This window comes from Geodermatophilus sp. SYSU D00696, from assembly GCF_054050235.1.
In genome coordinates, this window is the sequence record NZ_JBJGYY010000007.1 from 1 (window position 1) to 19,315 (window position 19,315).

General features: G+C 76.0%; 18 protein-coding genes. 10 read left to right on the top strand and 8 right to left on the bottom strand.

What is annotated here, in order from left to right; genetic code table 11:
* Positions 1-552: class F sortase (locus ACI79O_RS06300; protein WP_456913593.1), on the top strand; the 552-nt coding region annotated here is incomplete at its 5' end.
* Between the two features lie 27 nt (positions 553-579).
* Here ACI79O_RS06300 and kynU read toward each other — a convergent pair.
* Positions 580-1,845: a kynureninase gene (kynU, locus tag ACI79O_RS06305; RefSeq protein ID WP_456913594.1), complete on the bottom strand. Its 1,266-nt coding sequence runs from the start codon at positions 1,843-1,845 to the stop codon at positions 580-582.
* Positions 1,846-1,855: 10 nt separating this feature from the next.
* The gene (locus ACI79O_RS06310) at positions 1,856-3,058 is read right to left on the bottom strand and encodes an MFS transporter (protein ID WP_456889201.1); all 1,203 of its coding nucleotides are present in this window, start codon (positions 3,056-3,058) and stop codon (positions 1,856-1,858) included.
* A gap of 23 nt (positions 3,059-3,081) precedes the next feature.
* On the opposite strand from ACI79O_RS06310, the gene ACI79O_RS06315 reads away from it, so the two are divergent.
* The 3 genes from ACI79O_RS06315 to ACI79O_RS06325 are packed head-to-tail and all read left to right on the top strand — an operon-like array spanning position 3,082 to position 5,465.
* A complete protein-coding gene (locus ACI79O_RS06315) occupies positions 3,082-4,548 on the top strand; it encodes an amidase (protein ID WP_456889198.1) in 1,467 nt (488 codons plus the stop codon).
* Positions 4,545-4,970 (top strand): aa3-type cytochrome oxidase subunit CtaJ, encoded by a 426-nt coding sequence (gene ctaJ, locus ACI79O_RS06320; protein WP_456889196.1) that lies wholly within the window; start codon positions 4,545-4,547, stop codon positions 4,968-4,970. Before ACI79O_RS06315 ends, ctaJ begins: the two co-directional genes overlap by 4 nt.
* Positions 4,971-5,012: 42 nt before the next feature.
* Complete coding sequence (locus ACI79O_RS06325; RefSeq protein ID WP_456889194.1) at positions 5,013-5,465, top strand: DUF5130 family protein; 453 nt, start codon at positions 5,013-5,015, stop codon at positions 5,463-5,465.
* 190 nt (positions 5,466-5,655) lie between these two features.
* On the opposite strand, the gene pepN is transcribed toward ACI79O_RS06325, so the two are convergent.
* Positions 5,656-8,205: an aminopeptidase N gene (gene pepN, locus ACI79O_RS06330; protein ID WP_456889192.1), complete on the bottom strand. Its 2,550-nt coding sequence runs from the start codon at positions 8,203-8,205 to the stop codon at positions 5,656-5,658.
* A gap of 133 nt (positions 8,206-8,338) precedes the next feature.
* Between pepN and ACI79O_RS06335 the strand changes: the two genes are divergently transcribed.
* Positions 8,339-9,001: a mycothiol-dependent nitroreductase Rv2466c family protein gene (locus ACI79O_RS06335; RefSeq protein ID WP_456889191.1), complete on the top strand. Its 663-nt coding sequence runs from the start codon at positions 8,339-8,341 to the stop codon at positions 8,999-9,001.
* A 70-nt stretch (positions 9,002-9,071) separates the two neighbouring features.
* Positions 9,072-9,827, top strand: a complete 756-nt coding sequence (locus ACI79O_RS06340) for an SDR family oxidoreductase (protein ID WP_456889188.1) — start codon at positions 9,072-9,074, stop codon at positions 9,825-9,827.
* Here ACI79O_RS06340 and ACI79O_RS06345 read toward each other — a convergent pair.
* Complete coding sequence (locus ACI79O_RS06345) at positions 9,811-10,581, bottom strand: MBL fold metallo-hydrolase (protein WP_456913595.1); 771 nt, start codon at positions 10,579-10,581, stop codon at positions 9,811-9,813. The two genes, ACI79O_RS06340 and ACI79O_RS06345, sit on opposite strands and share 17 nt — an antisense overlap.
* Positions 10,578-11,246: a DUF429 domain-containing protein gene (locus ACI79O_RS06350; RefSeq protein ID WP_456913596.1), complete on the bottom strand. Its 669-nt coding sequence runs from the start codon at positions 11,244-11,246 to the stop codon at positions 10,578-10,580. Before ACI79O_RS06350 ends, ACI79O_RS06345 begins: the two co-directional genes overlap by 4 nt.
* Positions 11,247-11,271: 25 nt before the next feature.
* Here ACI79O_RS06350 and ACI79O_RS06355 point away from each other — a divergent pair, with 25 nt between their 5' ends.
* The gene (locus ACI79O_RS06355; protein ID WP_456913597.1) at positions 11,272-11,763 is read left to right on the top strand and encodes a ribose-5-phosphate isomerase; all 492 of its coding nucleotides are present in this window, start codon (positions 11,272-11,274) and stop codon (positions 11,761-11,763) included.
* Between the two features lie 3 nt (positions 11,764-11,766).
* Here the strand turns inward: ACI79O_RS06355 and ACI79O_RS06360 are convergent, their stop codons facing one another.
* The gene (locus ACI79O_RS06360; protein ID WP_456913598.1) at positions 11,767-13,005 is read right to left on the bottom strand and encodes a GNAT family N-acetyltransferase; all 1,239 of its coding nucleotides are present in this window, start codon (positions 13,003-13,005) and stop codon (positions 11,767-11,769) included.
* A gap of 64 nt (positions 13,006-13,069) precedes the next feature.
* On the opposite strand from ACI79O_RS06360, the gene ACI79O_RS06365 reads away from it, so the two are divergent.
* On the top strand, positions 13,070-13,498 hold the full coding sequence (locus ACI79O_RS06365) for a hypothetical protein (RefSeq protein WP_456889179.1): 429 nt from the start codon (positions 13,070-13,072) through the stop codon (positions 13,496-13,498).
* On the opposite strand, the gene ACI79O_RS06370 is transcribed toward ACI79O_RS06365, so the two are convergent.
* Both ACI79O_RS06370 and ACI79O_RS06375 read right to left on the bottom strand, forming a co-directional pair.
* Positions 13,483-14,148: a response regulator gene (locus ACI79O_RS06370; protein ID WP_456889178.1), complete on the bottom strand. Its 666-nt coding sequence runs from the start codon at positions 14,146-14,148 to the stop codon at positions 13,483-13,485. The two genes, ACI79O_RS06365 and ACI79O_RS06370, sit on opposite strands and share 16 nt — an antisense overlap.
* Positions 14,145-15,479 carry a sensor histidine kinase gene (locus ACI79O_RS06375; RefSeq protein ID WP_456913599.1) on the bottom strand — a complete coding sequence of 445 codons (1,335 nt, stop codon included), beginning with the start codon at positions 15,477-15,479 and terminating at the stop codon, positions 14,145-14,147. Before ACI79O_RS06375 ends, ACI79O_RS06370 begins: the two co-directional genes overlap by 4 nt.
* Positions 15,480-15,726: 247 nt before the next feature.
* Between ACI79O_RS06375 and ACI79O_RS06380 the strand changes: the two genes are divergently transcribed.
* Entirely contained in the window at positions 15,727-17,343 is a 1,617-nt protein-coding gene (locus tag ACI79O_RS06380) for a hypothetical protein (RefSeq protein WP_456913600.1), read from the top strand.
* Between the two features lie 93 nt (positions 17,344-17,436).
* Entirely contained in the window at positions 17,437-19,209 is a 1,773-nt protein-coding gene (locus ACI79O_RS06385; RefSeq protein WP_456913601.1) for a bifunctional metallophosphatase/5'-nucleotidase, read from the top strand.
* Positions 19,210-19,315: the final 106 nt, after the last annotated feature.

Sequence of the window (19,315 nt, forward strand, 5' to 3'; positions counted from 1 at the left end):
GCGGCCACCGGGTCCGCCGACCCGGTGGCCGCGGCCACCGCGCCGGTCGCCGAGCCGGCGCAGCCCACGCTGCCGCCCGAGGGCGAGACGCTGCCGACGCCGTCCTCGGACGTGCACGTGACCGTCCCGGCGCTGGGCCTGGACCTGCCCGTGCTGCCGCTGACACCGCAGGACGGGGCGATCAACCCGCCCGGCCTGACCGCGGCGTACTGGATCGACTCCTACGGCGACCCGGTGGGCGCGGCCGAGCAGGCCGACAACACGCTCTACATCGCCGCCCACGCGACCGGCACCGGCGAGTACGGGTTCGACCCGCTGGTGGACGCCGAGGCGGCCGACGAGGGGCTGCGGCCGGGCGACGTGGTCGAGGTCAGCACCCCGGGCGGGACCGTCGACTACACCGTCGAGCGGACCGGCCGCTACGCCAAGGACGCGCTCGCCGGCACCGCCGACCTCTGGGCGGCCGTGCCCGGGCGGCTGGTGCTCATCACCTGCTTCCAGCGCGCCGGGAAGGCCTCCACCGAGAACCTGGTGGTCGTCGCGCAGGCTTGAGCGGGCACGTCCGCGGAAGTGCCCGCGTCAGGTGACGCGGGCGCGCTCCTGGGGGTAGCCGCGCCAGGCGCCGTCCTCGAGCAGGACGCGGAAGCGGTCGACGGCGTCCCACACGTCGACGAACCGCGTGTAGAGCGGAGCCGGGCCCAGCCGCACGCGGTCGGGGGTGCGGTAGTCCGGGACGACGCCGCGGTCGACCAGGGCCTGCGTCAGCTGCCACGCCGCCGGGTGCGCCAGGGTCACGTGCGACCCGCGGCGGTCGGGATCCCGCGGGCTGGCCAGCGCCACGCCGTGCGGGGCGAGGCAGGCGTCGGCCAGCTCCACCAGCAGGCCGGTCAGCGCCCGCCCCTTGGCCGCGAGCCGGCCGATGCCCGCCTCGGCCACCAGCCGGGCGCCCACCTCGACCGCCGCGGCGGCCAGCACCGGCGGCGTCCCGACGCCGAAGCGGCCGATGCCGGGAACCGGGTCGTAGACCGGGCCCATCGCGAACTGGTCGCGCTGGCCGAACCAGCCCCAGATCGGCTGCCGCAGCCGGTCCTGCAGCTCCCGCCGCACGTAGAGGAAGGCCGGCGCCCCCGGCCCGCCGTTGAGGTACTTGTAGGTGCAGCCGACGGCGAGGTCCACGCCGTTCGCCTCGAGGTCCACCGCCACCGAGCCCGCGGCGTGCGAGAGGTCCCACAGCACCAGCGCGCCGGCCTCCCGGGCGGCCGCCGTCACCGCCGCGACGTCGGCGAGCGCCCCCGAGCGGTAGGCCACGGCCGACAGCACGACGACGGCGACCCGCTCGTCGAGCGCGTCCGCGAGCACCGCCGGGTCGAGGCCCTGGTCGATGTCGGCGGGCACCTCCCGGACGGTCATCCCGCGGGCGGCGGCCACCCCGGCCACGACGTAGCGGTCGGTGGGGAAGTCGTCGGCGCAGCAGACCAGCACGTCACGGTCCGGGCGGGCGTCGGCGGCGGCCACCAGCAGCTTGTAGAGGTCGACCGTGGTGGAGTCGGCCAGCAGCACCTCGCCGGGCCGCGCGCCGAGGACGCCGGTGCCGATGACGTCGCCGACCCGCGTGGCCACGTCGATCCAGGACGCCCAGGAGCCCACCAGCCCGCGGCCCCACTCCTGCTCGGCCACCCGCGCCAGCGCCGCCGGTGTCTCCCGCGGCATCCGGCCCAGCGAGTTGCCGTCGAGGTAGACCAGCCGGTCGGGGCCGTCGTCGTCGGTGCCGGCGAACCGGCTCCGGTAGCCGGCGAGCGGGTCGGCGTCGTCGAGCGCCTCGGCGGCGGCGCGGGTGAGGTCCACGGGTCTCCTCTCAGGCGGCACGCGGCCGCGGTGCCGACACCGACCACCACGCAAGGGCGGCTCCGGTGCCCAGGACGGCGCTGAGCACGAACGGTGCCTCGAGCCCGGCCAGTGTCGCCAGCGCGCCGCCGCCGAGCGCGCCGGCGGCGCCGGCACCGTAGACCGTCGTGCGCCAGGCCGCCGTGACCCGGCCACGGAGGGCGTCGGGGACCAGCCGGTGACGGAGGGACGCCGTCGCCACGTTGAGCACCGCGAAGGCGCCGCTGGACACGACGACGACCACGCCGGCGACCCAGGTCCGCGGCAGCGCGAACAGCAGGACCGGGCTGGTCGCCGCGACGGCGGCGGACCACGCCACGACGCCGCGGTGCCGCCGTCCGGCGATGAGCCGGTGGGCGAGCAGCGCTCCGGTGAGGCCACCGCCGGCGCCGAGCGCCAGCAGGGCGCCGAAGCCGACGGCGGTCAGCCCGAGGCGCTCCCCGGTGTAGAGGACGAAGACGCTGAACCAGGCGCTGTCGGCCAGCGCGACCGTGGCCACGGTGAGAACGAGCGTGCGCAGCCGCCGGTCCCGGGACAGCCAGACGACGCCCGCCACGGTCCGCCGGCCGACGTCGACCGGTGCATGCGGGGCGGGCCGGAGCGCGGAGAGCGCCGCAGGCGGCAGCGAGAGCACCAGCAGGACCGCAACGGCCGTCGTCGCACCGTTGACCACGAAGGGGAGTGCGGCGCCGGCCGCGAACAGGACACCGCCGACCAGTGGCCCGACGAACTCGTTGCCGGCCACCTGGCCCGCCGCCATCCGGCCGTTGGCGCGTTCGAGGGAGTCGGCGGGCACCAGCCGCGGGAGCACGGTCTCGGCCGCGACGTCCCGGACCGTCTCACCCACCCCCAGGAGGAGGGCCGCGACGGCCACCGTGACGACCGACGCCCGGTCGGCCACGAGCAGCGCCACCAGGACCGCCAGCACCACGACCCGCAGGCCGTCCGCGAGCGGCACCAGCGCCCGGGCCCCGTGCCGGTCGGCGAGCGATCCGGCAGCCAGCCCGGTCAGCAGCCACGGCAGCGTGCCCGCGGCGGCGACCGCGCTGACGACCAGCGGGTCGGTCGACAGGGACGCGGCCAGCAGCGGGAAGGCCGCGAGGCGGATGCCGTCACCGAGGTTGACCAGGACCGACGCCGACCAGAAGGTCCAGAACGCCCGGCCGAGCCCCACCGGCGGAGGCTAGCGTCGCCTCCGTGACGCAGCTGCACGACCTCACCGCCCTGGAGCAGGCGGCCGCCGTCCGGGCGGGGGAGGTGAGCCCCACCGAGCTGGTGCGGCACGCCCTGTCCCGGATCGAGGCGCTCGACGCCGGCCTCGGCGCGTTCGTCACCGTCACCCCCGAGCGGGCGGTGGCCGCCGCCGCGGCGGCCGACCGGGCGGCGGTCCGCGGCGGTGACCTGCCCCCGCTGCTCGGCGTCCCGACGGCGGTCAAGGACCTCAACAACACCGCCGGCGTGCGCACCACCTTCGGCAGCACCGTCTTCGCCGACTTCGTCCCCACCGTCGACGACGCCGTCGTCACCCGGCTCGCCGCCGCCGGGACGATCAGCTTGGGCAAGACGAACACCCCGGAGTTCGGGTATCCGGCCTACACCGACAACGACCTCGCCGGTCCCGCCCGCTGCCCGTGGGACCCCACCCTGCTGGCCGGCGGCTCCAGCGGCGGCGCCGCGGTCGCCGTGGCGGCGGGCATGCTGCCGTTCGCCCAGGGCAGCGACGGCGGCGGCTCGATCCGCATCCCGGCGGCCGTCAACGGCCTGGTGGGCATCAAGCCGGCCCGCGGACGGGTGAGCAACGCCCCGTTCGGCAGCGACGTCACGGGCCTGGGCACCAACGGCCCGATCGCCCGCACCGTCCGCGACGCCGCGGCCCTGCTCGACGCGATGGCCGGCCCGGTCACCGGGGACGCGACCTGGGCCCCGCCGCTGCCGCCGGGGGAGACCTTCCTCGGCGCCGCGGACCAGCCGGTGAGCCGGTTGCGGATCGGCCGCACGGTGGAGTCCCCGATGCCCGAGGCGGTCCTCGCCCCCGAGGTCGCCGCGGCCCTCGACGACGCCGCCGGGCTGCTCGAGTCGCTGGGGCACGAGGTGGTCGAGGTCCCGGGCGGCCTGCTCGGCCCCGACGTGCTCGGCGCGTTCGAGCGGGTGTGGTCGCTGTCGGCCACGCTGCTGCCGGTGCCGGCCGACCGGGTGGGGGAGCTGCGGCCGCTCACCCGGGAGCTGCGCGCCCGCGGGCTAGCGCTGTCGGCGCAGGCGGCGATGGAGGCGCTCACCGCGCTGCGGCTGTTCTCGCGGCGTTACGTCGCGGCCACCGACGCCTTCGACGTCCTGCTGGCCCCGGTGACGACCACGACGCCGCGTCCGCTGGGCTGGTTCGACGCCGACGGCGACGGCGCCGCGGACTTCGAGCGGAACAAGCGGTACGCCGCCTTCACCGCGCTCTACAACGTCACCGGGCAGCCGGCCCTCAGCGTCCCGCTGCACTGGACCGGCGACGGGCTGCCGGTGGGCACGATGCTCGTGGGGCGCCCCGCCGACGAGGTCACGCTGATCGCCCTCGCGGCCCAGCTGGAGCAGGCCCGGCCGTGGGCGCACCGGCACCCGCCGTGCTGGGACGCCGACGCACAGGCGACCACGCCCGGCGGTAGATTCCGGGCGTGACCGTCGTCGAGACCCTGCTCGTCTTCGTCGCCGCGCCGCTCGCGGTGTACCTCCTGCTGTGGGCGCTGACCTACCTGCCCGGGGGCCGGCGGCGCGCCGGGGTCCGGTACAAGCCGGGACAGCCCTGGGACCACGAGCCGGTCTGGTACGAGCCGCAGCCGAAGAACGCGCCCACGCACGCCGCCGGCCACGGCGACACCCAGGCGGTCGGCTCCTCGCTCTACGGCGAGCCCGCCGCGATCGGCTCCGGCGACGGACACGGCCCGGCCGACGGGGCGACCGCCCACGGCGCCACGGCGCACGGGGCGACGGCGCACGGGCCGAACCACGGGGCGACGGTCGGGTCGCACGTGATCGCCTCGGACTCCGCGCCGGTCCCGTCCGCGGGCGGCCCGCTCGGCGGCGCCCGCGGGACCTGGTGACCCGATGACCCCCACCCACCGCACCGAATCCGGAGACCGGCGATGACCCGCGTCCTGCAGGCCGAGCCCCACGACACGGGCACGGTCGACACCGCGCCCAACCGGGCCGACGAGGGCTACGACACGGTCTTCAGCTACCGCGAGCTCGCCCGGCTCGACGAGGCGCTGACCATGGCCTCCCGGGAGACCGGGCTGCGCTTCACCCTCTACATCGGCGACCTCGGCCCGAAGACCCGCATCCGCGCCGAGGAGCTGCACGCCCGCGGCGGCCAGCCGACGGAGTCCGTGCTGCTGGCCGTCTCGCCGGGCCAGCGGGTGATCGAGGTCGTCACCGGCTCGTCGGCCGCCCGCCGGCTGCCCGACCGGGCCTGCGCCCTGGCCGTCCTGTCGATGACGAACTCGTTCGCCTCCGGTGACCTCGTCGGCGGGATCGTCAACGGCCTGCGCCAGCTCTCCGACCAGGCGGGCCACCCGCGCAGCGCGCGCGTCCACTGACCGCAGCGGAGCCCGGCCGGACACCTCGTCCGGCCGGGCTCCGTCGTGTTCCGGGGGCCTTGGTCGCGACATCGGCTCCGCCCAGGCCGTCGAGGGGCCCATATCGCGACATTGGCTCTCCCGGCGGGTGCCCGACACGGGGAGGGCCCGGGAGGACGACGTCCTCCCGGGCCCTCGCCGGCCGTGCGGCTCAGCCCGCGGCGGCGTCCCGCTGCCGCGCCCGCAGCGCGCGCGCGATGCCGTCGCGGCCCTCGGTCACCAGCCGGCGCAGCGGGGCGGGCGCGCCTTCGTGCCCGAGCCACGCGTCGGCGGCCTGCAGCGTGCGCTCCTCCACCACCGGCGGGAACAGGTACTGGACGGCGTTCTTCGCGATCTCGCCCGGGCGGCGGTCCCACATCGGGCCGCACTCGGTGAAGTAGCGCTCGACGTACCCGGCGGTCAGCTCGCGCTGCGCGGGGTGCCAGAAGCCGGCCACCAGCGCCTCGTGCACGGCGTTGGGGACGTCGGGGTCGTGGAAGGCCTTCTTCCAGGCCTCCTCCTTCGCCTCCGCGGCCGGCCGCAGCGCCCGGGCGGTCGCGGCCCGCCGGGCGCCGGTGGCGGTGGCGTCCCGCTCGGCCTCGGCGTCGATCTCGGCGTCACCGGCCGCGCCGATCGCGACCAGGCCGTTGAGCAGGGCCCAGCGGGCGTCGGCGTCGACGGCCAGCCCCGGCACGGTGCGCGACCCGTCGAGCAGCCCGCGCAGCACCGCCGCGTGCTGCTCGGTCCGCGCGGCCGCGGCCAGCGTGCGCGACCACTGCAGTTGCACGTCGCTGCCCGGCTCGGCCGCCTCGAGCGCCTCCAGCGCCTTGTCGGCCAGCGCCGTCCAGCCGGTCGGGGCCCACGCCGGGTCGGCGTAGGAGGTCAGGGCCGACTGCACCCGCCCCAGCAGCGACTGCACCACGCTGATCTCGGTCTCGGCGTCGATGCCGGCCAGCACCAGCTGCACCCACTCGCGGGCGGGCAGCTCGGCGTCGCGGGTCATGTCCCACGCCGCCGACCAGCACAGCGCCCGCGGCAGCGGGTCGGACATCGTGCCGATCGCCTCGCGCAGCGTGGCCAGCGAGCGCTCGTCGAGCCGGAGCTTGGCGTAGGTCAGGTCGTCGTCGTTGACCAGCACGAGGTCGGCGGCGGGGCGGCCGACCAGGTCGGGCACCTCGGTCCGCTCGCCGTCGACGTCGAGCTCCACCCGGGCGGTGCGGGTCAGCCCGTCGGGCCCGCGGTCGTAGAGGCCCACGGCCAGCCGGTGCCGGCGCAGCACCGGGTGCTCGGGGACGGCGGTCTGCTCGATGGCGAACGACGCGTATCGACCGTCGTCACCGACCTCGATCACCGGGCGCAGGGTGTTGACCTGGCTGGTCTCCAGCCACTGCCGCGACCACTCGGACAGGTCCCGGCCGGTGGCCTCCGACAGCGGGTCGAGCAGGTCGGCGAGGGTGGTGTTGCCGTACTCGTGGGTGCGGAAGTACTGGCGGATGCCGGCGAGGAACTCCTCCCGGCCGACGTAGGCCACCAGCTGCTTGAGCACCGAGGCGCCCTTGGCGTAGGTGATCCCGTCGAAGTTCACCTCGACGGCGGCGACGTCGACCATGTCCGCGGCGATCGGGTGGGTGGAGGGCAGCTGGTCCTGCGCGTAGGCCCAGGCCTTCTCGACGTTGGCGAACGTCGTCCACGCGGTCGTGTACTCGGTGGCCTCGGCCTGGCACAGCGTGGAGATGTAGGTGGCGAAGGACTCGTTGAGCCACAGGTCGTCCCACCAGCGCATGGTCACGAGGTCGCCGAACCACATGTGCGCGAGCTCGTGCAGCACCGTCTCCGCCCGGCGCTCGTAGGTGGCCCGCGTGGCCCGGGACCGGAAGACGTAGTCCTCCAGGATCGTCACCGCGCCGGCGTTCTCCATGGCGCCGGCGTTGAACTCCGGGACGAAGAGCTGGTCGTACTTGTCGAAGGGGTACGGGTAGTCGAAGACGCGCTGGAAGAACTCGAAGCCCTGCTTGGTGACCCGGAACAGCGCCTCGGGGTCGAGGTGCTCGGCCAGCGAGGCGCGGCAGTACAGCCCCAGCGGGATGTCCTCGTAGGCGTCGGTGACCCGCGCGTAGGGCCCGGCGATCAGCGCGACCAGGTAGGTCGACAGCCGCTTCGTGGGCGTGAAGTGGACCAGCTGCGAGCCGGCCGGGCCGGCCTCGATGGTGCGGCCGCCGGTGTTGGAGACGACCTGCCAGTCGAACGGCGCGACGACGTGGACGGTGTAGCTGCCCTTGAGGTCGGGCTGGTCGAAGCAGGCGAACACGCGCTTGGCCTCGGCCGGCTCGAAGTGCGTGTAGAGGTAGACCTGGCCGTCCTCGGGGTCCTCGAAGCGGTGCAGGCCCTCCCCGGAGTTGGAGTACCGGCAGTCGGCGTCGACGACGAGGGTGTTCTCGGCGGCGAGGTCGGGCAGCGGCAGGCCGCCCTCCTCGGTGTAGGTGGAGACGTCGAGCTCCGCCCCGTTGAGCGTGGCCGAGCGGACGGTCTCGGCGACCAGGTCGATGAACGAGGCGGCGCCGGGCTCGCGGCAGGTGAAGGTCACCGTCGTCGTCGAGCGGAAGGTCCCGGTGCCCGGTCGCCCCTCACCGTCGGTGAGGTCGAACTGCAGGTCGTAGCTGTCGACGGCGAGCAGGCGGGCGCGCGCGGCGGCGTCGTCGCGGGTCAGGTTGGGTACGGCCACACGCGGCAGCTTCCCACGGACCGCCGACACGCCCGGCGGGCACGGGGAACAACCGCCCGGCCGGGGCACTTGGCAGCGGACAGCGGACCACCGCGGCCTGCGGCGGGACGACGACGAGAGCGGGAGAGAAGCGATGACCGAGGCAGTGCAGAGCGCCCCTACCAGGGCGCGGGTGGACTTCTGGTTCGACCCGCTGTGCCCGTGGGCGTGGCTGACCAGCCGCTGGGTCCTCGAGGCGGCGAAGGTGCGCGACATCGACCTGCACTGGCACGTCATGTCGCTGGCGGTGCTCAACCGCGGCCGCGACCTGCCCGAGCAGTACCAGGAGATGATGAAGGCCGCGATCGGCCCGGTGCGGGTCGCGATCGCCGCCGCCGAGAAGCACGGCGAGGAGGTCCTCGGCGACCTCTACACCGCCATGGGCACGCTGCGGCACCACGAGGGCAAGGAGCTCGACGAGCTGGTCGTCCCGGCGCTCGAGAAGGTGGGGCTCCCGGTCGAGCTGGCCGAGGCGGCGACCTCCACCGACCACGACGAGGCGCTGGAGAAGAGCCACCACGCCGGCATGGACCCGGTCGGCGAGGACGTCGGCACCCCGGTGATGCACATCGACGGCGTCGCGTTCTTCGGCCCGGTCATCAGCAAGGTCCCCACCGGCGAGGACGCCGGCCGCGCCTTCGACGGCGCCGTCCTGCTGGCCAACCTCCCCGACTTCTGGGAGCTCAAGCGCACCCGGACCTCCGACCCGGACATGAGCTCGGTGCCCGCCGACGCCCTGGAGCTCACCCGCCGCTGACCCGTCCGTCCACTTCCGGGGATGTGCACCGTGCACATCCGCGGAAGTGCACGCTTGGCATGCTGACCGCATGTCGCGTCCCGTCCGCCAGCGCATCCTGGTCACCGGCGCCAGCTCCGGCCTCGGCATGGGCATGGCCCGCCGCTTCGCCGCCCGCGGGCGCGACCTCGCCCTCGTCGCCCGGCGCGTGCCCCTGCTCGAGCAGCTGCGGGACGAGCTGCTCGCCGCGCACCCGGGCATCCGGGTGGTCACCGCCGCCATGGACGTCGACGACGCCGACGCCGTCGCCCGCGGGGTCCCCGAGCTCGCCGCCGAGCTGGGCGGCATCGACCGGTTCGTCGCCAACGCCGGCATCGGCAACGGGCGCTCGATCGGGACCGGCGCGTCCGCGGTGAACCGGGCGGTCCTGGCCACCAACGTCCTGGGCACCCACGCGCAGTGCGAGGCCGCCGTCGAGCTGTTCCGCGCGCAGGGGCACGGCCACCTGGTGGTGATCAGCTCGGTGGCCTCCGTCCGCGGCATGACCGGCAGCCGCACCGCCTACGGGGCCAGCAAGGCCGCACTCAACGGGCTCGCCGAGGGCATCCGCGCGGACCTGCTGGGCACCGGCATCCGCGTGACCACGGTGCTGCCCGGCTACATCGAGACCGACATCAACGTCGGCCGCCGCGGCCCGTTCACCGTCGACCTCGACACCGGCGTCGACGCGCTGGTCGCGGCCATCGAGCGGGAGCCGGTGCGCGCCTACGTCCCCGAGTGGCCCTGGCGGCCGGTGTCGGCCCTGCTGCGGGTGCTGCCGCTGCCCGTGCTCAGCCGCCTGACCTGAGACGGGAGGCGGCGAGGCGCATGGTCGGCTCGTCGTAGGGGCCCCGGTCGAGCCGGCCGGACCGGACGGCCGCGAGCACCGCCAGCAGCTCCTCCCGCTGGGCGCCGACGAACGCCGCGTCCACGACCGCCCCGTGCCCCGGGACCACCGCGCCGCGGGCGAGCGCGTGCAGCCGGCCCAGGGTCGCGGGCCACTCCGCGGGGAAGGAGTCCTCGAACGCCGGCGGGGCGCCCTCCTCGACCAGGTCCCCCGCGAAGACCGTCCCGTCCTCGACCTCCACCACCAGGTCGTGCCCGGTGTGCCCCCGGCCGAGGAACCGCAGCACCACCTCGACCCCGCCGACGTCGAGGACGGCCACGTCGTCGACGAGCGCGTCCGGCGGGTCCAGCGGCGCCTGCCGCACCTGCTCGGCGGCCGCGACGTCGCCGTCGGCCAGCAGCTCGGCCACCCGGGCCGCGCGCTGCCCCTCCCCGGTGGCCAGCAGGTCGGCGGCGCACCCGCGCGACCCCCACACCGTCGCGGGCCGGAACGCCGCGTTGCCGAAGCAGTGGTCGTGGTGAGCGTGGGTGTTGACCACCGTCCACGGGTGCGGCGTCACCCGGCGCACCGCGGCGGCGAGGTCGGCGGCCTCGGCCAGGGAGGAGCGGGTGTCGACGACGAGGCAGGCGCCGTCGCCCACGACCAGGCCGCAGTTGAGGTCGAGTGACGCGTGCCGGCGGACGAAGACCCCGGCGGCCACCTCCCGGAAGCTCACCAGCAGATCCGCATCGGCCGGCCGCGAGCGTCGCGGGAGCCGTCGCCGACGCACTCCGCGGTGCCGTCGGCCACCCGCCGCGCCGACCACGCCACCGCGCACGCGTCGAGCGCGTCGACGGCCGGCACCCGCGGGGGAGCGGCGGCCAGGGCGGCGTCGACGTCGACGACCGTCCGCAGCGCCGCCAGCCGCTGGGCCACCCCGCGGGCGGTGACCTTCGGGTCGGCGACGGCGGGGTCGAGCGCCCGGAACGCCAGCTCGGGGTGCGCCTCGACGACGTGGTCCACCGGCGGGTCGCCGAGGGCGTCGTCGAGGGCGCGGATGGACGCGGTCAGCCGGAAGGCCTGCGCCGACAGCGAGCGCCCGCCGGTGGCCGCGACCGACAGCTCCCGCGCGTGGGCGTAGTCCCGCGCGCCGAGGACCGCCCGCACGGGGGCCGGGAACACCGAGCTGCCGGCCCGCCCGAGGCGGGCGCGGGCGGCGACGTCGCAGGCGCGCGGGCCGTCGTCGGACAGCCCGATCGGCATGTCGACGGCGACCACCTCGACGCCGGGCACCGCGAGCACCGCGGCGGCGTCGGGCAGGTCGAGCAGCCGCACCGACCGGCCCTCGAGCAGGGCGCCGACCCAGCGCCCGCGCCAGCCGTCGACCCCGAGCACCGCCACGGGCCGACCCTGACAGACTCGCGCCATGCGCGTCTTCGTGGGCACCGACCATGCCGGGCTGGAGTTCAAGGAGCACCTCAAGCAGGCGCTCGCCGACGCCGGGCACGAGCCGGTCGACTGCGGCGCCTTCGACTACGACCCGCAGGACGACTACCCGCCGTTCTGCTTCGAGGTGGGCGAGCGCGTCGTCGTCGAGCCGGGCAGCCTCGGCGTCGTCATCGGCGGGTCGGGCAATGGCGAGCAGATGGCGGCGAACAAGGTGCCCGGCGTGCGCGCCGCGCTGGTGTGGAACACCGCGACGGCCCAGCTCGCCCGCCAGCACAACGACGCCAACGTCGTCTCCATCGGCGCCCGCCAGCACTCCGTCGAGGAGGCCACCGAGCTGGTGCTGGAGTTCCTGCGGACGCCGTTCAGCGACGACGAGCGGCACGTCCGCCGGATCGGGCTGATCCACGACTACGAGCAGAACCGGCACCGCCCCGCCGGCGGCCTGCCCACGCGGGGCGACGCCGTCTGACGCCTAGAACTCGTCCGGGCACCAGGGGGTGACCGGCCAGCGGAACGCGGTGCTCGCCTGGGTCACCGCCCCAGGGCTGACCTCGGTGACCCGGCCGGCCGCCTGCAGCGTCGCCAGCGAGACGCCGCCGAGGTAGGCCGCGCCCAGCGCCTCGACGTCGACCACCAGGTCGGGGTCGGCCTCGGTACGGGCGCACCACGCCCCGGCGGGGTGGCCCCGCAGCCACCAGCGCCCGTCGTTCCACGGGCAGGAGGAGTCACGCACCTCGACGACCAGCTCGACCACGGCGGGGTAGCGGCGGGCGGCCAGGGCGCGGCCGACGTCGACCAGCCGGACCCACAGCGCGTCGACGGGCTGCGAGCGCAGCGCCCGCGGCTCGGCCAGCAGGTGCCGCAGCGGCTCGTCCGGCGAGGCGCCCGGCGCGCGCACGGTGCGCACCAGGTCCAGCGACAGCACGAACCGCCACAGCGCCGCGTACGCCGTGGGTGAGGCGCCGCGCAGCTCCTCGACCTCGGCGGTGCCGTCGGGCTGGCCGTCGTCGGTCCACCGCCCCTTCACCCGGTAGGCGGCGTAGCCGGTGACCGTCCCGTCGGTCTCGGTGTGCAGGAGGTACCGCCGCTCGGTGGCGCCGCGGCGCTGGCCGGGGTCGTCCTCGAGCAGGCGGCTCCACCAGCGGTCGTCGCGGGCCAGGTTGCCCGGCACCGTCCGCCGCAGCCGGTCGTGCAGGCCCACGACGGCCGCGCGGTAGGCGTCGGCGTCCACCCGGTCCACCCGCCCGGTGCCCGGGTCGACGTCGGGCCGCAGCCGCATCCGCGCGACGTCGCCGGACAGGCCGCCGCGCCAGGTGGCCGGCGCGTAGCCGAAGCGGCCGTAGATGGCCGACTCCGACGCCCACAGCGCCGCCACCGGCTCCCGCTCCTGCTCGTGCAGCTCGGTGAGCTGCCGCCGCATGATCGCCGTCAGCACCCCGCGCCGCCGGTGGGTCGGGGCGACGCTCACCCAGGTGACCCCGGCGCAGGGGACGACGCCGCCGGGCACGGTCAGCTCCCGGCTGTAGACGCCCGAGGTCGCCACCACCCGGTCGCCCTCCCACAGCCCCAGCGACCGGTCGAGCTCGGCGGTCACGGGGACGGTGTCGACGAACGAGGCCGGGGGGTCCTCGCCGAAGGTGTCGAACAGGGCGCGGCCGAAGGCCGGCCACTCCTCGGCGGTGGCGGGGCGGAGGTCGGCGGGGTCGGTCACCCCTGCTGTCTACCGGGCGGGGACGACCGTCCGCGACCGCGTTCCGCGGTGCCACGATGCCCCCGTGCAGGGTCAGGGACGGGTGGGGTGGTGGGCCAGGCGGCTCGACGAGCTGCTCGAGCAGGGCCTCGACGGCGTCGTCGCGGGGGAGGGGCTGACCCGGCGGCACTGGCAGCTGCTGCAGTCGGCGGCGGACGGGCCGGTGTCCCGCACGGACCTGCACACCGCGCTGGGCGGCTTCGCCGGTCCGCGGGCCCTCGACGCCGTGCTCGCCGACCTGGCCGCGCGGGGGTGGCTGGCCGACGACGGCGGGACGCTGTCGCTGACCGCGGAGGGGCGGACCGCGCACGGCCGGCTGGCCGGTGCGGTCGCGGCGTTCCGCCGCCGCGTGGCCGACGGGATGACCGCCGAGGAGTACGCGCAGGTCGTCGCGGGGCTGGCGCGGATGGTGGGCAACCTCGAGCGGGCGCTCGGGGATCAGCCGCGCAGGTAGGCCAGCGTCGCCATCACCCGGCTGTTGCGGTCCTCGTCGGGCGCCAGGCCCAGCTTGGCGAAGATCCGCTGGGTGTGCTTCTCCACCGCGCCGGGGGTGACCACCAGCAGCCGGGCGATCGCGGTGTTGGAGTGCCCCTCGGCGATGAGTCCGAGCACCTCGCGCTCCCGCGGCGTCAGCCGGCGCACCGGGTCGTCGGCGCGGCGGCGGGCGAACAGCTGGGCGACCACCTGCGGGTCGAGCACCGTCCCGCCGGCGACGACGTCGTCGAGCGCGGCCAGCAGCTGGTCGAGGTCGGTCACCCGGTCCTTGAGCAGGTAGCCCGCGCCACCCCGGCCGTCGGCGAGCAGCTCGTCGGCGTAGGCGACCTCGACGTACTGCGAGAGGACCAGCACCGCCGTCCCCGGCACCGCCCGGCGCACCTCCACGGCGGCGCGCAGCCCCTCGTCGGTGTGCGTCGGCGGCATCCGCACGTCGACGACGGCGACGTCGGGACGCAGCTCGGTGACCGCGCGCACCAGCGACGGGCCGTCGCCGACCGCGGCCACCACGGTGGTGCCGGCCTCCTCGAGCAACCGGACCAGCCCCTCGCGGAGCAGGACCGAGTCCTCGCCGAGCACCACCCGCAGCGGCCGGTCGGCCGGGCTCACGCCCACGGCAGCTCGGCGGTGGTCCGGGTCGGGCCGCCGCGCGGGCTGTCCACGGTGAGCACGCCGTCCACCGCGCGCAGCCGGTCGGCCAGCCCCGCCAGGCCGTGGCCGGGCACCAGCAGCGCCCCGCCGTCGCCGTCGTCCTCGACGACGACCCGCAGCAGGTCCCCGGCCCGGCCCACCTCGACCCGGCACACCCTCGCCCCGCTGTGCTTGGCCACGTTGGCCAGCGCCTCGCTGACGACGAAGTAGGCGGTGTTCTCGGTGACCGGCGCCAGCCGCTGCTCGGGCAGGTCGACGGCGAGTTCGACGGGCACCGGCGAGCGGGCGGCCAGCGCGGCCAGGGCGGCGGTCAGGCCGCGGTCGGCCAGCACCGGCGGGGCGATGCCGCGGGACAGCGCGCGCAGCTCCTCCAGCGCCTCGCGGGCGAGGACGCCGGCCTCGGCGATCGTGGTGCGGGCGGCGGCGGGATCGCGGTCGAGCTGCCGCTGCGCGCGGGAGAGGTCCATGCCCAGCCGCACCAGGTGCTGCTGCGGGCCGTCGTGGATGTCGCGCTCGAGCCGGCGCAGCGCCACCGCCTCGGCGGCGACCGCGGCGTCGCGGCCGCGCGACAGCCGGCCGATCTCGGCCTGCGCGGCGGCGCGGGAGGTCAGCAGCGCCCGGCCCAGCTGCGCCTGCAGCAGGGCGACGGCGCGGACGACGAACGGCAGCGCCACCGCGGCCAGCAGGCCGATCACGGTGTAGCCGAGGATGCGCAGGCCGGGGGAGGACTCGAGGCCGAGCAGCTCGAACAGGTCGTGGTTGTCGGGGTCGGCGGAGGGGTCCGGCAGCGCCCAGTCCCAGGCGCCGTAGGTGATGCCGCCCAGTGCCAGCGCCCAGAACGTGACGGTGACCGAGAAGGCGAGCACGCCCAGCGGCAGGCGGAGCACCGCGTGCAGCGCGTCCAGCCAGGACTGTGGGTCGCGCAGGGGGGTGAGCAGCCGGCGCACCCGCCCGCCCTCGGGCCTCAGGTAGGCCGGCCGGGGGACCGGGCGCCCCAGGACCGCGGGCAGCTGCGCCCGCTCCAGGCCGGCGAGACCGCGGGCGGCGAGCAGGGTGCCGGCGAGGACCGCGACCCCGACCCAGATCACCAGCGTGCCGACGCCGAGGGCCACGCCGGTGACCACGACGACGAAGGCGAGCACGCCGAGCGGCAGGGACAGCAGCGCGTAGCCGGAGTCGACGAGCGCCTGGCGCACGAGGCGCGAGCGGGAGTGCGGCGGCGCGGTCACGGAGGGCATGGGGAGGGTCTCGCCGATCGGGGTGTCGCTGGTCAGGGTCTCGCTGGTCATGGGACGAGCCTGGCGACGCGGCGCCGTCCGGCCGATCCCGTCACCCGGTCGATCCGCTGTCGGGCTGGCCCGACACCCGCTGCTGCACCGTCCATGTCGGCCGCCGATGCTCCCGGCGCGCGCGGGCGGTGTCCAGGACCTCGTTACTGTCGGGCGAGCCGGGTGCGCCGCCGTCGTCACGTCCTCCCGTGACCGGGTGCCCGGCGGACGGAGGTGCCGCGTGCGCCATCGGGCCGCCCCCCTCGCCGTGAGCGCTGTCCTGCTGGTCGCCGGGTGCACCTCGTCGGCCGCCGACGAGGGCGGGGGCGACGGCGGACCGGCGCAGGCCGCCACCGCGGCTCCCGGCGAGAAGCTGACCGTGGTCGCCGACGGCGAGCCCGCCGCCGCGGCGGTGAGCACCAGCCGGGCGCTGTTCGAGCAGTCCGGCGTCGTCGTGGTCGCCCCGGACGGCGACGCCGCCGCCACGCTGCTGGGCGCCTCGGCCGCCGTCGGCCTGGGCGTGCCGCTGCTGCTCGACCCCGAGGGCGAGGGCTCCGCCGACGACGCGGTCGCCGCCGAGATCGACCGGCTCGGCGCGGGCACCGTCCTCGCGGTGGGCGCCGACACCGCGCCCGGGGACGCCGAGGTGGTCTCCGCCCCGGCGACCGCCGACGCCGTCGCCGCGGCCACCGGCCTCGATCTCGCCGGCGCCGATCCCGTGCCGGACGGCGGCGAGGTGGCCGCCGTGGCCGCCCTCGACCCCGACGCGCCCGCCGCGCTGCAGCCCGAGGACGCCGGCGACCCGGGCGAGGGCGAGGCGTCGGGCGAGCTGCCCGAGGTCGAGCGCGCCGAGCCGCTCGAGGGCACCGTCGTCCTGGCCGACGGCGACCCCGCGGCGCTGGCCGGCGTGGCCACCGCCCGGGCCGCCGGCGCGCAGGTGCAGGTCACCGACGGCCGGACCGACCCGCGGGCCTCGGGCGACGTCGTCGAGGCGGTGTCGGGCGCGGACACCGTCGTCGCGCTGGGCGCCGGCTTCGGCGCCGAGGACGGGCTGGACTGGAAGCTCGAGACCGCCGCCACGGGCACCCAGCTGCCCGGTGGCGGGCAGGTGCTGTTCCCCGAGCACTTCCTGGTCGCCCTCTACGGCCACCCCGGCACCGGCGCGCTCGGCGTGCTGGGGGAGCAGGACGTCGACGCGGCGGTCCAGCGCGCCCGCGACCACGCCGCGCCCTACGAGCCGCTGGTGCCGGACGCGACCGTCGTCCCCGCCTTCGAGATCATCGCCACCGTCGCCTCGGAGTTCCCGACCGAGGGCAACGACTACTCCTACGAGGCGCCGCTGGAGCAGCTGCGGCCGTGGGTGGAGGCGGCCGGCGCCGCGGGCCTCTACGTGGTGCTCGACCTGCAGCCCGGGCGCACCGACTTCGTCACCCAGGCCGAGCTGTACCGGCCGCTGCTGGAGCTGCCCCACGTCGGCCTGGCGCTGGACCCGGAGTGGCGGCTGGCCCCGAACCAGGTGCACCTGACCCAGATCGGCTCGGTCTCCATCGAGGAGGTCAACCGGGTGGTCACCTGGCTGGCCGATCTCACCCGCGAGAACCGGCTGCCGCAGAAGCTGCTGGTCCTGCACCAGTTCCGGGTGGACATGATCCCCGGCCGCGAGCAGGTCGACCTGTCCCGCGACGAGGTGGCCGTCATGGTGCACGCCGACGGGCAGGGGCCCCAGGGCAGCAAGCAGGACACCTGGCGGGTGCTGCAGGGCGTCGGTCCCGAGGGGCTGGCGTGGGGCTGGAAGAACTTCTACGACGAGGACGCGCCGATGCTCACCCCCGAGGAGACCATCGCGCAGGTCTCGCCGCGCCCGCAGCTGATCAGCTACCAGTAACGCGCCGGGTGCGTGGCGGAACCCTCCGTCACGGGTTACCGTCCCCCGGCGCCCGCGACCGCCGGGCGGCACCGCGAGGGGGACGACATCCACATGCCACGACGCAGGTACTGGGCCGTGAGCGCGGCCGTGCTCGCCGTGACCGCCGGGGCGGCGACGCCCGCGGCGGCGGCGCCGCCCGGCCCGTCCGACGAGCTCGACATCACCCTGCTGGCCACCACCGACCTGCACGGCCGGGTGCAGGACTGGGACTACTTCAAGAACGCGGCCTACACCGAGCGCTCCGGCGACGCCACCGGCCTGGCGCGGGTCGGCACGGTCGTCGACCGGGTGCGCGCCGAGCAGGGCGAGGAGAGCGTGCTCGTCGTCGACAACGGCGACTTCCTGCAGGGCACGCCGCTGAGCTACTACTACGCGCGGCAGGAGCCGGTCACCGAGACCGGCGCCGAGCACCCGATGGCCGCCGCCTACGACGCGATCGGCTACGACGCCCAGGTCGTCGGCAACCACGAGTTCAACTACGGCCTGGACCTGCTCCAGGCCTACGCCGGCGACGTCGACCACCCGGTGCTCGGCGCCAACGTGGTCGACGCCGTGACCGGTGAGCCGTACCTGCCGCCCTACACCCTCCAGAAGATGGAGGTGCCCGGGCACAAGCCGGTCACCGTGGGCATCCTGGGCCTGACCACGCCGGGCTCGGCGATCTGGGACCGCGGCAACGTCGAGGGCCGGGTCGAGTTCCAGGACATGGTCGAGGCGGCGCGGCGCTGGGTGCCGATCGTCGACCGGCAGGCCGACGTCGTCGTGGTCCTGTCGCACGCCGGCGTCGGCGGGACGTCGTCCTACGGGCCCGACGCCGCGCCGACCGAGAACCCCAGCGACGTCATCGCGCGTACGGTGCCCGGGATCGACGCGATGGTGGTCGGCCACTCGCACCGTGACGTGCCCTCGCAGGTCGTCGAGAACGAGGTGACCGGCGACGACGTGGTGCTCACCCAGCCCTACCGCTGGGGTGCCACCGTCAGCCGGGTCGACGTCTCGCTGGCCAAGACCCGCGGGCAGTGGGACGTCACCGGCGTCACCGCGGCGGCGCTGCGCACCAAGGGCGTCGCCGAGGACCCCGACGTCCTCGCCGTGACCGACGAGGCGCACCGGACGACGGTCGACTACGTCAACCAGGTGGTGGCCCGGTCCACCGAGGAGCTCTCGGCGGCGACCAGCCGGTACGAGGACACGGCGATCCTCGACTTCATCCAGCAGGTGCAGACCGAGACCGTCGACGTCGCGCTCGAGGGCACGCCGCAGGCCGACCTGCCGGTGCTGTCGATCGCCGCGCCGTTCAGCCGCGACGCGGTCTTCCCGCAGGGGGACGTGACGATCCGGGACATCGCCGGGCTCTACGTCTACGACAACACCCTGCAGGCGGTGGAGCTGACCGGCGCCGAGGTGCGCGCGTACCTCGAGTTCTCGGCGAAGTACTTCGCCCAGGTGCCGGCCACCGGTGACGTCGACCCGGAGACCATCACCGGTGCCGGGAGCACGCCGGACTACAACTACGACGTCCTGTCCGGCGTCGACTACGACCTCGACGTGTCCAAGCCGGTCGGGCAGCGGGCCACCCGGCTCGAGGTCGACGGTGTCGCGGTTGCCGACGGCGACCGGTTCGTCGTGGCGGTGAACAACTACCGCCGCTCCGGCGGGGGGAACTTCCCCGGCATCGCGGCCGCGCCGCTCATCTACGACGAGCAGCAGGAGATCCGCCAGCTGCTCATCGACTGGGCGCAGGAGCGCGGCGTCATCGACCCGGCGGACTTCGCCGTCGACAACTGGCGCCTCGTGCGCGACGGCCAGCCGCTGCTGCCGTGAGCAGGACGCTCCCCGCCCACCCGGGCGGGGAGCGGTCCTCGCGGGTCTCCCGTTCCGTCGGTCCCGCGTGGTGGACTGTCGCCCCAGTCGACGGGGATGCCGAACG

Bases quoted from the DNA above. Each gene is read 5' to 3' on its own strand.
- ACI79O_RS06325 (WP_456889194.1), top strand. From the start codon at position 5,013: ATGACCCGCGTCCTGCAGGCCGAGCCCCACGACACGGGCACGGTCGAC.
- ACI79O_RS06335 (WP_456889191.1), top strand. From the start codon at position 8,339: ATGACCGAGGCAGTGCAGAGCGCCCCTACCAGGGCGCGGGTGGACTTC.
- ACI79O_RS06340 (WP_456889188.1), top strand. From the start codon at position 9,072: ATGTCGCGTCCCGTCCGCCAGCGCATCCTGGTCACCGGCGCCAGCTCC.
- ACI79O_RS06355 (WP_456913597.1), top strand. From the start codon at position 11,272: ATGCGCGTCTTCGTGGGCACCGACCATGCCGGGCTGGAGTTCAAGGAG.
- ACI79O_RS06375 (WP_456913599.1), bottom strand. From the start codon at position 15,479: ATGACCAGCGAGACCCTGACCAGCGACACCCCGATCGGCGAGACCCTC.
- ACI79O_RS06385 (WP_456913601.1), top strand. From the start codon at position 17,437: ATGCCACGACGCAGGTACTGGGCCGTGAGCGCGGCCGTGCTCGCCGTG.